Source organism: Streptomyces sp. NPDC055955 (assembly GCF_042270245.1).
Lineage (GTDB): Bacteria > Actinomycetota > Actinomycetes > Streptomycetales > Streptomycetaceae > Streptomyces.
In genome coordinates this window covers 438,912-451,330 of the sequence record NZ_JBHJYS010000003.1, presented here as the reverse complement: position 1 = coordinate 451,330, position 12,419 = coordinate 438,912, and the positions used below count along the sequence as shown (strand labels likewise).

Annotated in this window: 10 protein-coding genes, 1 tRNA gene and 1 pseudogene; 4 read left to right on the top strand and 8 right to left on the bottom strand. The window is 70.5% G+C overall.

The genetic code is table 11. The annotated features are described in order from the left end of the window. Nucleotides 1-77: 77 nt before the first annotated feature. On the top strand, nt 78-1,022 hold the full coding sequence (gene rlmB / locus ACFC96_RS08105; RefSeq protein ID WP_227295563.1) for a 23S rRNA (guanosine(2251)-2'-O)-methyltransferase RlmB: 945 nt from the start codon (nt 78-80) through the stop codon (nt 1,020-1,022). A 92-nt stretch (nt 1,023-1,114) separates the two neighbouring features. Further along, on the top strand, nt 1,115-2,764 hold the full coding sequence (locus ACFC96_RS08100; protein WP_376610980.1) for a DoxX family membrane protein: 1,650 nt from the start codon (nt 1,115-1,117) through the stop codon (nt 2,762-2,764). A 77-nt stretch (nt 2,765-2,841) separates the two neighbouring features. Here ACFC96_RS08100 and ACFC96_RS08095 read toward each other — a convergent pair whose 3' ends face one another. The 3 genes from ACFC96_RS08095 to ACFC96_RS08085 form a co-directional block, all read right to left on the bottom strand. Further along, nucleotides 2,842-3,594: an NDP-sugar synthase gene (locus ACFC96_RS08095; protein WP_376260579.1), complete on the bottom strand. Its 753-nt coding sequence runs from the start codon at nt 3,592-3,594 to the stop codon at nt 2,842-2,844. A 44-nt stretch (nt 3,595-3,638) separates the two neighbouring features. Next, nucleotides 3,639-4,094, bottom strand: coding sequence for a hypothetical protein (locus ACFC96_RS08090; protein ID WP_116512325.1), 456 nt, complete (start codon nt 4,092-4,094; stop codon nt 3,639-3,641). Between the two features lie 223 nt (nt 4,095-4,317). Further along, a complete protein-coding gene (locus tag ACFC96_RS08085; RefSeq protein WP_376260577.1) occupies nt 4,318-5,457 on the bottom strand; it encodes an ABC transporter ATP-binding protein in 1,140 nt (379 codons plus the stop codon). A 219-nt stretch (nt 5,458-5,676) separates the two neighbouring features. On the opposite strand from ACFC96_RS08085, the gene ACFC96_RS08080 reads away from it, so the two are divergent. After that, nucleotides 5,677-5,754: transfer RNA gene (locus ACFC96_RS08080), tRNA-Thr, on the top strand. Between the two features lie 45 nt (nt 5,755-5,799). Here the strand turns inward: ACFC96_RS08080 and ACFC96_RS08075 are convergent. From ACFC96_RS08075 to ACFC96_RS08055, 5 genes and pseudogenes are all read right to left on the bottom strand, one after another. Then, a pseudogene (locus ACFC96_RS08075) lies at nt 5,800-5,994 on the bottom strand (integrase); the annotation flags it as partial. A 19-nt stretch (nt 5,995-6,013) separates the two neighbouring features. After that, a complete protein-coding gene (locus tag ACFC96_RS08070; RefSeq protein ID WP_376226786.1) occupies nt 6,014-6,430 on the bottom strand; it encodes a YeeE/YedE thiosulfate transporter family protein in 417 nt (138 codons plus the stop codon). After that, nucleotides 6,430-7,086 carry a YeeE/YedE thiosulfate transporter family protein gene (locus ACFC96_RS08065; protein WP_376226785.1) on the bottom strand — a complete coding sequence of 219 codons (657 nt, stop codon included), beginning with the start codon at nt 7,084-7,086 and terminating at the stop codon, nt 6,430-6,432. Before ACFC96_RS08065 ends, ACFC96_RS08070 begins: the two co-directional genes overlap by 1 nt. 1,984 nt (nt 7,087-9,070) lie before the next feature. Then, nucleotides 9,071-10,492, bottom strand: coding sequence for an NAD(P)/FAD-dependent oxidoreductase (locus tag ACFC96_RS08060; RefSeq protein WP_376260575.1), 1,422 nt, complete (start codon nt 10,490-10,492; stop codon nt 9,071-9,073). A gap of 11 nt (nt 10,493-10,503) precedes the next feature. Further along, nucleotides 10,504-11,235 (bottom strand): rhomboid-like protein, encoded by a 732-nt coding sequence (locus ACFC96_RS08055; RefSeq protein WP_376610869.1) that lies wholly within the window; start codon nt 11,233-11,235, stop codon nt 10,504-10,506. Nucleotides 11,236-11,261: 26 nt separating this feature from the next. Here ACFC96_RS08055 and ACFC96_RS08050 point away from each other — a divergent pair, with 26 nt between their 5' ends. Continuing rightward, the gene (locus ACFC96_RS08050; RefSeq protein ID WP_376610867.1) at nt 11,262-12,143 is read left to right on the top strand and encodes an aminoglycoside phosphotransferase family protein; all 882 of its coding nucleotides are present in this window, start codon (nt 11,262-11,264) and stop codon (nt 12,141-12,143) included. Nucleotides 12,144-12,419: the final 276 nt, after the last annotated feature.

Here is a 12,419-nt window from a genome sequence, read left to right as displayed (position 1 = left end):
GCGAATGTGCCGCTCGGGCCTCCGGGCGGCACACTTCATATACGTACGCACATACGCATCACACAGACAGGTAGATCATGGCCGCGAACAACCGCCGCATGTCCGGCAAGAAGGGCGCGCAGGTCGGCAGTGGCGGCCAGCGACGCCGGGGACTCGAAGGCAAGGGTCCGACGCCGCCCGCCGAGATGCGCAAGAAGCACAAGAAGAACCGCATCGCGAACGCCAAGGCCAAGCAGGCCGCCCGCCGCCCCGCGACGCTGAAGAGCCGCGGCGGCAAGGGCACGTCCGAGATGGTCGTCGGACGCAACTCCGTCGTCGAGGCGCTGCGCGAGGGCGTGCCCGCCTCGATGCTCTATGTCCAGCAGTACATCGACAACGACGAGCGGGTGCGCGAGGCGCTCCAGCTCGCCGGTGAACGCGGCGGCATCCACCTGATGGAGGCCCCCCGCCCCGAGCTGGACCGCATGACGAACGGCCTCAACCACCAGGGCCTCGTCCTCCAGGTCCCGCCGTACGAGTACGCGCACCCGGAGGACCTCGCCGCCGCCGCGTACGACCAGGGCCAGGACCCGCTGATCGTCGCGCTGGACGGCGTGACCGACCCGCGCAACCTGGGCGCCGTCGTGCGTTCCGTCTCCGCGTTCGGCGGCCACGGCGTCGTCGTGCCCGAGCGGCGCGCGGCCGGCATGACCGCCGGTGCCTGGAAGACGTCCGCGGGCGCCGCGGCCCGTACGCCCGTCGCCCGCGCGACGAACCTGACGCGCGCGCTCGAGGGCTACAAGAAGGCGGGCATCGCCATCGTCGGTCTCGCGGCCGACGGCGAGCACACCGTCGGTGACCTCGAAGCCCTCGGCGGGCCCGTCGTCATCGTCGTCGGCAGCGAGGGCAAGGGCCTGTCGCGCCTCGTCGGCGAGACCTGTGACTACCGCGTGCGGATCCCGATGCCGGGTGGCACCGAATCCCTCAACGCCGGTGTCGCGGCGGGCGTCGTCCTGTACGAGGCCGCGCGCCGCCGGTCCTGAGCCGGGTGTCCGGGCCGCGATCTTGACGCGGTCCGGACATTTGCACGCGCTCGAGGCAGTGTCCTAAACACACATCACTCGGTTAGATGAGTGTGGACACCAGAACACCCCGCACACCTACGGGGGACCGCTCGCCCGGATTCGGCCCCGGATTCGATTCCGGATTCGACGACGGTCCCGCGCTGAGCATGGTGAAGGTGCCGTGCGATCCCGCGCAGGTCGTCGTCAATCACGCGAGTTTCCGCGTGCAGCTGCCCAGGACGCAGCAGGCGCAGTCCTCCCGCATCGCCCGGCACCTGGGCTCGCTCGACCAGACCGCCCGCATCCCCGTCGTCGGGGCGGCCGCCGCGCGCCGCCGCGCCCCGGTCGTCTGGAGCGGCCGGTCCGCGCCGGGCGACCCCGGGGCGACCGGTCTCCTCCAGGCGGCCCGCAGAGCGGGCGAGAGCACGCTTCCCCGGCACGGCTTCGAGGGCGGGGAGGGCGGCGCCACCCAGGTCATCCCGCGCCTCGACCTCGACAGCGACCTCAGGGACGACGCCACGGGCGAACTGCCCACGGTCACCGCGCAGGGCACCCGCCTCCTCCCGAAGATGCGTCAGTCCGGCAGCGCCTTCGAAGAGCCGCCGTACGAGGAACCTCCTTACGACGACGGCGAGTTCGTCGACGACGAGTACCACGACGGGGGCGAGCGGAACGCCTCCCGGCGGCACGGCGCGGACCCGGTGCGGCACGCGTACTACCCGGGCCGCCGGATGAACCTCGGCGTCGTCCTCCTCCCGCTGCGCGTCTTCCTCGGCTTCATCTCCATGTACGCCGGCATGGGCAAGCTCTGCGACCCCGTCTACTTCGACGGCGGCGACCGCGGCTCCATGGTCAAGTGGCTCAACTCGCTGCACCCGTGGGCTCTCGCCGAACCCCTGCGCGACTTCGCCCTCCAGCACCCCGTCGGCGCCGGGCTGTGCATCGCCTTCCTCCAGGTCGTCGTCGGCGTGCTCACCGTGCTCGGCCTCTGGCAGCGCGTCGCGGCCGTCTTCGGCGTACTGCTCTCGGCCGCCCTCATCGTCACCGTCAGCTGGAAGACGGTGCCCGCCTACGACGCGCCCGACATCATCTACCTGGCCGCCTGGTCCCCGCTGATCATCGCGGGCGCGCCCGTCTACTCCATCGACGGACGCCTCGCGGGCGGCGCCTGGCGCCGACTCGGCCCGCGCGCCGAACTGTGGGAGCTGCGGCGGTACGTGCTGCGCCGCGGCACCGTCGTGACGACCGTCGTCGTCGGCCTGACCCTGCTCATCGGCTCGCTGCTCGGCGGCGCCGTGCGTGACGCGGGCCGTGTCACCGCCCCCGGTCCCGGTGAGGCCCCCCGCAACGAGCTGCCCGGCTCCCCGCTCCCGTCGGAGCCCGGCCGCAAGCAGCACCGCTCGCAGAGCCCGTCGGCGTCCAACACGCCTACGCAGGATGCCACTTCGGCGAAGCCGTCCGGCGCCGCGAGCTCACCGGGATCCGCCCCGGCGACGGGCACCGCCGGCGCCGCGGGCCAGCCCAGCCAGACGCAGGGCACCGTCCAGGCGCCCCCGCAGTCGGCCCCGCCTGCCCAGCAGCAGCCTCCGGCGTCCAGCAGCGGACCCGCCTCCAGCGGCGGTACGGGCACGGGCGGCGGCACCGGTACCGGTGGCGGCACCGGTGGTTCCGGCGGCGGGGACGAGCCGGGGGGCCTCCTCGGCGGAGTGCTCGGCGGCTGACCACACCCCGCAGAAACCTGAAGGGGCCCGCACACACAGCGTGTGCGGGCCCCTTCGGACATCGGGAGCGGACGGGCTCAACGGCCCGGTCCGGCCAGCTCCTTGGCGGCCTCGGTGAGGTCCTTCGCCGTGTCGATGGCCCTCCAGTACGCGCCCTGCGGGATCGGGAACCCGGCCAGACGCTTGGCGCGGGCCAGGCGCGGGAACGTGGTGCGCTCGTGGTCACCGCGGTCCGGGAGCAGGCCCGTGAAGTCGGGGGAGAAGACGTAGACGCCCGCGTTGATCAGATACGGGGAGGGCGGGGCCTCGACGAAGTCCGTGATGTGGCCGAACGCGTCGGTCTCCACAGCGCCCCACGGGATGCGGGGGCGGGCCAGGGCGAGGGTGGCGGTGGCGTCGCGCTCGGCGTGGAAGTCCGCCATCTCCCGCAGCGAGAACCGGGTCCAGATGTCGCCGTTCGTCGCGTACCAGGGCCGGTCGGGGTGCGGCAGGTGGGCGGCGGCGTACTTGAGGCCGCCGCCACGGCCGAGGGGTTCCTTCTCGACCACCGTGGTGACGCGCAGGGGGAGTTCGGCGCCGTCGAGCCACTCCTGGAGCACCTCGGCGAGATGCCCGCAGGAGACGACCGCGTCCGTCACGCCCTCTTCGGCGAGCCAGGCAAGCTGATGGCCGATGATCGGGGTCCCCGTGCCGGGGATCTCGACCATCGGCTTGGGCCGGTCGTCGGTGTAGGGCCGCAGGCGCGAGCCCTGGCCGCCGGCCAGGACGACGGCCTGTGTGGGGTGGTGCTGGCTGTGCGTGTGCGGGTCCTGGGCCTCGGCGCTCGTCATGCCCGCACTGTACGTCGGCCCCTTCCCGGCCGGCCGTCAGGGCGTCAGCCGCGCGCTGCCGTGGCGACGCCCGTGGCGAACGCGGTGTCGCAGACGGGGCGGGCGAAGGACTGGGCGCGGGAGGGGCCGTAGGCCTGCACGGCGGCGCGGCCCAGGGCGCGGGCGATGGAGACGCAGTGCTTGGCGAGGGACGGCCGCTCGTGCATCTCCTGCTGGAGGTGGGTGAGGGCGATACCGGGGTCCTTGTCCTGGAGCTCGAGCAGCAGCTTGTCGCGCAGGACGTCCTGGGGGGCACGCGACTTGGCGCGCGCCGAGACGTTCTGCGAGGAAGCGGTGAGGATCGAGTCCGCTGAACTGCCGGACCAGTTCACTCGGGTGACCGCGAGTGTGCCGGAGAGCACCAGCATCACCGGCAGGACGAGAGCGAGGGTGCGGCCGACGCGGCGGGCGGGGCCCCGGCCTCGGCGCGGCTTCTGGGTGTAGTTGGCGGAGTGCGTCACGCGAGCGAGCGTAGCGGTCGGTGATGATTTGGCGACATTTAGTCACTCGGTCGAGGGATGGGCAATCCGGTTTTGATTCACGCGTGTTGACGTACAAGGTTCGAAATGGCGGGTGTGCCGGGGTATTTGTCGACAACGCGGCGTGTGTGACGGGCGGGGAGCGCCCCGAACGCGCAGGAGCCCCGCACCGAAGTGCGGGGCTCCACAGCGGAACAGGCGGGCGTCAGTCGGTGAGGCGCGCGCCGGTCGACGAGGAGAAGACGTGGGTCTCGCCCGGGCGCGGCACGACGTGGAGCTGGGTGCCCTTCTCGGGGACCTGGCGGCCGTTGACCCGGACGACGAGGTCCTTGGCCTCGCCACCGACCTGCGCGGTGCCGTAGACGTAGCCGTCGGCGCCGAGCTCCTCGACGACGTTCACCGAGACGGCGAGACCGGCGGGGGAGTCCTCGGCGTCCTTGGTGAGGGACTTCGCGGCCTCGCCGCCGCCCGCCTCGACGATGTCGAAGTGCTCCGGGCGGACGCCGACCGTGACGGTGCGGTCGCCGGCGTCGGAGGCGGCCTTCAGCGCCTCGCGGTTCACCGGGACGACCGAGTTGCCGAACTTCACGCCGCCGTCGGTGATCGGGACCTCGACCAGGTTCATGGCGGGGGAGCCGATGAAGCCGGCGACGAAGAGGTTGGCCGGGCGGTCGTACATGTTGCGCGGCGAGTCGACCTGCTGGAGCAGACCGTCCTTGAGGACCGCGACGCGGTCGCCCATGGTCATGGCCTCGACCTGGTCGTGCGTGACGTACACCGTGGTGATGCCGAGGCGGCGCTGGAGCGAGGCGATCTGCGTACGGGTCGAGACGCGGAGCTTGGCGTCGAGGTTCGACAGCGGCTCGTCCATGAGGAAGACCTGGGGCTCACGCACGATGGCGCGGCCCATCGCGACGCGCTGGCGCTGACCGCCGGAGAGGGCCTTCGGCTTGCGGTCCAGGTAGTCCGTGAGGTCGAGGATCTTCGCGGCCTCTTCGACCTTCTGGCGGATCTCGGTCTTGTTCACGCCGGCGATCTTGAGGGCGAAGCCCATGTTGTCGGCGACCGACATGTGCGGGTAGAGCGCGTAGTTCTGGAACACCATGGCGATGTCCCGGTCCTTGGGCGGCAGGTGGGTCACGTCGCGGTCGCCGATGCGGATCGCTCCGCCGTTCACGTCCTCGAGACCCGCGAGCATGCGCAGGGAGGTCGACTTGCCGCAGCCGGACGGGCCGACGAGGACGAGGAACTCGCCGTCCTCGATCTCGATCTCCAGGCCGTCGACGGCCGGCTTGGTGGAGCCCGGGTAGATCCGGGTCGCCTTGTCGAACGAAACAGTTGCCATGGCTGTGAAGCCCCCTTCACCGGCAGGAACGTGCCGGACGATCCGAGTAAAGGTGGTGATCCGCTGCGGCTGGTGCCGCAGTGGTTTAGTCCACACGGGTGAACTGCTTCTGGACGGTACCTGTCGGGTGTCGGGTCTGTCAGTAGTCGGAGCGGGGTGACCTTCGACGAAATATTCGACGGAGTGCCGCCCGTCGTTGGTTACACTGCTCGGGCTGCTGCCTCCTTAGCTCAGTCCGGCCAGAGCAACGCACTTGTAATGCGTAGGTCGTCGGTTCGAATCCGACAGGGGGCTCCATCGGAAACCCCAGCCCAGACATCGTCTGAGCTGGGGTTTCTTGGTTCAGTGGACGCGGCGGAGACGCCGGGCGCGGGCCGCGCGGCTGCCGCCGGTCTCAGTTTCGGTTTCAGTGGTGCCCGGAAGGGGTTCTGCGGGAGCGGGGGCGAAGAACTCGCCCATGGGCATCGCGTCCTTCGACAGGTGTGATCTGCCCTTCACGTAGCGCCGGGTCTGACTGATCTGGGTATGCCGAAGGAAAGCCGGCGAGCGTGCTCGGTCACAGCCCGCAGGAGCCGCGGTCCAGATGGAAGTATCGGGCGTTGGCCCAGCGGCACAGCCGGATACCGACGACGACGCCGACGATCGTCACCAGGGCAGGCAGGTATCCGCTGGCGACCTGGATGATCGGGATTGCAGGACATCCGCCTGAGATCGCCCAGCCTGTACCGAACAACACCGCGCCGGGGATCACGCCGGCGTGGATGCGCCCTGGGGTGCGGCGGACCCGCAGCAGAGCGAACGCGCACACGATGATCACCACAGCACCCGCGAACGAGAGGAACATGCGCAGGTCCTGGAAGGTGAACATGCGGTTCAGCTCGGCGTAGTCACCGAAGCCGATGTTGGTGACGGTGTAACCGAGGGCCAGTCCGGTGATGATGCTGGCCAGCAGAATCGCGCCTCGGGTGCGCATCAGATCACCTTCCACAGGAGGAACGACACCGCGACGGCGGTGCCGAAGAACACGGCAGTCGCGACCATGCTGACCGGGCGCAGCCGACCGCAGCCGCTGAGTCCGTGGCCGGAGCTGCATCCACCGGCCAGCCGAGTGCCGAAGCCGACCAGCACACCTCCCACGAACAGCACGGCGATCATGGTGATCGAATCGGCGGTGACCAGGTGCCGAAAAGCCGGGCCCATGTCGTAGCGGAGGTGGAACCGCCCGGAGGTGACCGCGGCGATGAATCCACCGAGGAAGATCGACATCAGCAGGACAGCCTGAGTGACCAGCGGGGCCGGGCGCAGGCTCGTGGCCGGCGGGCGCTCACTCACTGCAGATGCGGCGTCGGCTTCGAGCGGCTGCGACTTCCCGTACGGATCCTGCGGCACGGTGGACGCGCCGGTGTCAGTGCCGAAGTGCTCCGCTGTGGCTGCGGCAAGTGCCTCAGCGAGAGCTTGATCGTCGGTGAACTCCTCGTCCATCCGTTCGAGCTGGCGTTCGCGACGCCAGTGCAACACGCGATCCCATGCGGCCGACACCCCGAGAGACCGATCGGTGATGAGGGTGTGGTTGATGGTGACCAGAGCGAGTCCGATGGCGCCCGCCCACCAGGGCCAGTAGGTACTCATGCGGGTCCTCTCATCCAATCGGCGAATCGAGCCCACCGACCGCGCTTCGAGCCGGGCGCCTGCCGCGTGTGTTGAGCGAGGTTGTCCGAAGGGCGGGCAGCCTGTGAGGGCGGTGACGGTTGGTGATGCCAGACAGCTGATGGCGGAGGCGTTGCCCCGAACTGGGCCATGGCCTCCGGTGTCGCGGTTCCAGGTCCCGACTGCTCATGCGGCTGGGGCCGGAACGCGGTCTCCGGTGACCCTGGAGCGGGCCGTGGCGGCGGGGGCTGTCGGGGGGCTGCCATCGGGCTGGTGGCGCCGGATCGGTCCGTCTCGGCCGGGGCTTCGAGGTGCCGCGCGCGGGCTCCGTTGGGCAGCAGGCTGATCGGTACGCGCTCGCCGGTGAGTGACATCTGGTAGCGCGCACAGCCGAGCCATCGATCCGCGCTGTCGCAGTAGTGGTCGCGCCAACCTTGCAAGCTCGCCCTGAGTAGGGGGAAAAGGGGGCATCCTGCGGCGTGCGAGCAACTCACGTTGCTCCCTCCTGACCGGCGCACCACACCCGTTCGGGGAGAGCGGTTGCCGTTCTTCGATTCCTGCCCTCGCTGGGCACGGTCGACGGTCTGAAAAGCAATGCAGCGACGGGCAGTGACAATAGGGCGCTATGCCTCCATTCATCGGCGCGCGCGATGCAACCATTGTTTCGGCGTCCCGGGCAACTCGGGGACCACGACGGATATGCGGCGCTTGCCTCTCATGTCCGGATATTTATGCGCGTGAGCGAGACTATTTGGATCGTGATTCGACTTCGCGATCGCGGCCCGCACCGGCACAAGCCGGCTGTTTATCGAGAGGGGTGTAAATCCCGGAGTTTCTTGTGGTGATCGCGTGAATGTCGTGGATATCAAACGAAGAGCTAGGGGAGAGTAGTCATGTGCCAACGCGCTGTCTGTCGGACGTGCCGAAAGTTGACCTATGAGGGGTGCGGGAGGCATGTGGACCAAGTGCTCATGGGTGTGCCAACGGCTCAGCGGTGCGTGTGTGAGCCCCCCGCGGAACACGAGGGTGCACGCCCGGCGGAGGTGACGACTCGATCGGAATCGATGCCAGCCCGACAGGACGGGCCGTCACGACGCACGCATGCTCCTGGGCACACAGGGGGCCCGCCGGGTCGATCGACGGGCGGCTGGTGGGCTCGGCTCATTGATTGGGTGAAAAGCCCGGCATGAGGTAATCATCTGAGTGTGCTCGCTCTGGGTCCCATGAGTCCAAGGCGTTGGTTATTGGGTCATGAGGACCCGGATTTCAGAACTCCGGGGTGCCGAGTGACACCGAGTGCGGAGCCGGCACCAACGCCCGCGTCTCGCGGCGAACGTCATAAGCGCTCCGCGTGACAGCATGCGCTTCTTCTGATGGCCTCATCCACTTTCTGCGCGCCCGACGCACCGAAGAATGCCGGAGCGCGATGATGCTCCGGATGTAGCACTGGCATTCGCTTGTCGCCGGCGTGAATGCCGGGCAGGTTGCCGTGGACGCGAGCGAGAGGGCCGTTCTGGCCGCCGGTGCCATCCGACGGCCTTTGAGGGATTCGCCGATGACGGCAGCCCGGGTGCCACTGCCACGTGGACGCCCGGGCTGCCGTATGCGCGCGGGAGCGGTCCAGCACAGGGGGAACCAGCCCGCTCCTGCGGTCGGCGCCCGCGTACCTCCCCAGGAGAGCGAGCGCCTCGACCCTCGTGATCGGGTCACTTCTTCCAGCGCGCTGTGCCCATGGAATGTCACTGGTGGCGTTCCAGGGCTGTCCGCACTCCTCCGCTGTGGTGCGATAACGCCTCTGAGCTGCGATGAAAGCCACGGAGCGGACTGCCCTGGACGTGTGCGGAACGAGATCCGACAAGTTGTCGTGCGTAGGTCGTCGGTTCGAGCCCGACAGGGGGCTCCCACGCACGACGAAGGCCCAGGTCACGGGCGTGACCTGGGCCTTCGTCGTGCGTGGGGGGGCTTGTCAGCCGCGGCCCGCCACCCGGTCCGCGGCTCGGGCCAGGCGGGAGGAGTCCGTCGTGTGCGTGGTGAGTTCGCGGTGGTCGGCCGCGTTGTAGGTGGCGTACATGCCGTGGACGCCCAGCCAGCGGAAGGGTTCCGGTTCCCACTTGCGGACCTTGTGGTTGACCCAGGGGAGGGTCGTGAGGTCGGTGGGGCCGGACTGGCCGGAGTCCTGCTGGACCAGGTCGCGCAGGGTGCGGGCGGCGAGGTTGGTGGTGGCGACGCCCGAGCCGACGTAGCCGCCCGCCCAGCCGAGGCCCGTCGCGCGGTCGAGGGTGACCGTGGCGCACCAGTCGCGGGGGACGCCGAGGACGCCGGACCAGGCGTGGGTCACGGCGACGCCCGCCAGCTGGGGGAAGAAGCGGGTCAGGAGCGCGGTGAGGGACTCGATGGTGGCGGGCTGGGTGCGGCCGTCGTTGTCGGTCCTCGAGCCGTAGCGGTACGGGACGCCCCGGCCGCCGAGCGCGATGCGGCCGTCGGCGGTGCGCTGGGCGTACATGTAGGCGTGCGCCATGTCGCCGAGGGTCTCGCGGCCCTCCCAGCCGATGGACTCCCACTGCGCGTCGGTCAGCGGCTCGGTGGCGATCATGGAGGAGTTCATGGGGAGCCAGGTGCGGCGCTGGCCCTTGAGCGAGGCGGTGAAGCCCTCGGTGCAGCGCAGGATGTAGGGCGCGCGGACCGTGCCGTACGGGGTGACGGCGTGCTTCGGCTTGATCTCCGTGACGGGCGTCGACTCGTGGATCGTGACGCCGAGCGCCTCGACGGCGGCGGCCAGGCCCTTGAGGAGCTTGACGGGGTGCAGGCGGGCGCCGTGCGGGGTCCAGGTCGAGCCGACGGCCCCGAAGACCCGGACGCGCTCCGCGGTCTCGCGGGCGCCGTGCAGGGTGCGGTCCTTCTCGCCGTACGCGAGTTCCGCCGCGTGGAAGGCCTTGAGGCGGGCCAACTGGGCCGGTGTGTAGGCGATTTCGAGTACGCCGCCCTGGTGGATGTCGGCGTCGATCTCCTCATCGGCGGCCGCGCGGATCACCTCGGAGACGGTGTCGTTCATGGCTTCCTGGAGGCGGACGGCCGCGTCGCGGCCGTGCAGTTTCGCGTAGCGGTCACGCCCGGCGATGCCGTTGTAGAGCCAGCCGCCGTTGCGCCCGGACGCGCCGTAGCCGCAGAACTTCTGCTCCAGGACGGTGATGCGGAGGAAGGGCGCGGCCTTCTTCAGGTAGTAGGCGGTCCACAGGCCCGTGTAGCCGCCGCCGACGATGACGACGTCGGCGGACGCGTCCCCCGGGAGGGGCTCGCGGGCGGTGGGGATGCCGTCGTCCGCGTACCAGAACGATATGCCGCCGTTGACGGTGACCTGGGCGCCGTGAGTGCCGTTCTTGCTGCTCATGGCCCCGGACGTTAGCGCTCCGCAGGGGGGTTCGGGCAGGGGGGACGGCCGCCTTCCTGCTTTTTGGAGTGATCGTTTCGCCGCGTCGTCCGGTCCCGTCGCGACAGGAGCGTCAGCGGCTTCAAGGGGTCGCCCCGGTCGCGTACGAGGGGGTGGCAGGCCAGGCCGATGAGGACCGAGACGAAGTGCCCCAGGTCGGTGAAGGTGCGGCTGGTGAGGAGGGGGCCGCCGTAGACGGTCAGGACGACGGCCAGGTAGACGTAGCGCCAGGGCGGGGCGAGCCGGTACGTGAGGACGCCGACGACGCCCGCGAGCGCGTAGCTCACCCCCACGTCGAGGGTGTCGACGGAGGCGGCGGGGGCGTGGCCGTGGCGGATCGCCCACAGCAGGGCGCCCTGGCTGATCAGGGTCGCGAGGACGTGCGCCGCCCCCACGACGGCCAGCCAGCGCCAGGTGTCGAGCCAGCGCTCGGCCTGCGCGTGGAACACCGTGTAGAGGACGGCGTACGGCCACCAGCTGCTGTCGTCGATCCAGAACAAGGAGGCGACGAAGACGCGGACCGGGTGGGTCGAGAGCTCTTGCAGGTTCGTGGAGCGCTGGCGCAGGAACTCGTGCTCGAAGCGCGGGTCCATGTGGTGCATCGCGACCGTCGTGAAGAACAGGGCGGCCAGCCAGAGATAGGTGCCGGGGGCGTGCCGTACGTAGGACCACGCGGCGAGGGGGAAACGGCGCATGGACTGCATTCAGGCACGCACATAGGGTCGTTCGGGTGATCGACATCCCGGACAGCCTGGTCGAGTCCCAGTACACCTACGCGGGTGAGCCCGGCCGCGCCTTCATCGCCGGGCTCCCGGCGCGGGTGGAGGAGTTCGTCGAACGCTGGGATCTGCGCGTCGACGGGCCCGCGATGCACGGCATGGCCGCCCTGGTCCTGCCCGTGGTGCGGGGCGACGGGACGCCCGCCGCGGTCAAGTTCCAGATCCTCGACGAGGAGACCGAGGGCGAGCCGGTCGCGCTGCGCGTCTGGGACGGCGACGGTGCCGTCCGGCTCCTGGACCACGACGGCGCCACGGGCACGATGCTCCTCGAACGGCTCGACTCCGGGCGGATGCTGGACTCCGTGGAGGACTCCCGGAAGGCCGTCCTCGTCATCGCCGAACTGCTGGCCCGGCTCACGTCCGGGCCCGCCCCCCAAGGGATGCGGCGGCTGTCCGACATCGCGGCCGACATGCTCGCCCGGGTGCCGTCGGCGCTCGCGGCCGTGCCCGGGCGAGCCGACCGCGCGCTACTCGCGGACTGTGCGGCGGCCGTGCGCGAGGTCGCGGGCGAGGCGGGTGACCGGCTGCTGCACTGGGATCTGCACTTCGAGAACGTGCTGGCCGGCGAGAGGGAGCCCTGGCTGGCCATCGACCCGAAGCCGCTCGCGGGCGACCCGGGCTTCGACCTGAAGCCCGCCATCGACAACCGCTTCGACGCGGACGAGGTGGTGTGGCGGTTCGACGCGATGAGCGGGGTGCTCGGGCTCGACCGGGAGCGGGCGCGCGCCTGGACGCTCGGACGGGTGCTTCAGGACTCCCTGTGGGAGATCGAGGACGGGCGGCCACTGGTGCCGGACCATCTGGAGACGGCGCGCAGACTGCTCGGGCGCTGAGGGGGCCCGTGCGGGGCGCGCTGCGGTGAGGGTCCTGTGCGGGGCCGCGCTTGGGTGGGAGGGGGCCTGGGCGTGCGTGTGCGGCCCGTGGTGGGTGGGTTGGCCGACGGGTGCGTGCGGCCGGTGGCGGCTGGTCGGCCGACGGGGGCGTGCGGCCGGTGGCGGCTGGTCGGCCGACGGGGGCGTGCGGCCCGTGGTGCCGTGGTCGGTCCCCGGGTGTGTGCGGCCCGCGGTGCGTGGTCGGCCGACCCGTGCGGGCCGCCCCGCGGTGAGTGG

Bases quoted from the DNA above. Each gene is read 5' to 3' on its own strand.
- rlmB (WP_227295563.1), top strand. From the start codon at position 78: ATGGCCGCGAACAACCGCCGCATGTCCGGCAAGAAGGGCGCGCAGGTC.
- ACFC96_RS08095 (WP_376260579.1), bottom strand. From the start codon at position 3,594: ATGACGAGCGCCGAGGCCCAGGACCCGCACACGCACAGCCAGCACCAC.
- ACFC96_RS08085 (WP_376260577.1), bottom strand. From the start codon at position 5,457: ATGGCAACTGTTTCGTTCGACAAGGCGACCCGGATCTACCCGGGCTCC.
- ACFC96_RS08070 (WP_376226786.1), bottom strand. From the start codon at position 6,430: ATGCGCACCCGAGGCGCGATTCTGCTGGCCAGCATCATCACCGGACTG.
- ACFC96_RS08065 (WP_376226785.1), bottom strand. From the start codon at position 7,086: ATGAGTACCTACTGGCCCTGGTGGGCGGGCGCCATCGGACTCGCTCTG.
- ACFC96_RS08060 (WP_376260575.1), bottom strand. From the start codon at position 10,492: ATGAGCAGCAAGAACGGCACTCACGGCGCCCAGGTCACCGTCAACGGC.
- ACFC96_RS08055 (WP_376610869.1), bottom strand. From the start codon at position 11,235: ATGCAGTCCATGCGCCGTTTCCCCCTCGCCGCGTGGTCCTACGTACGG.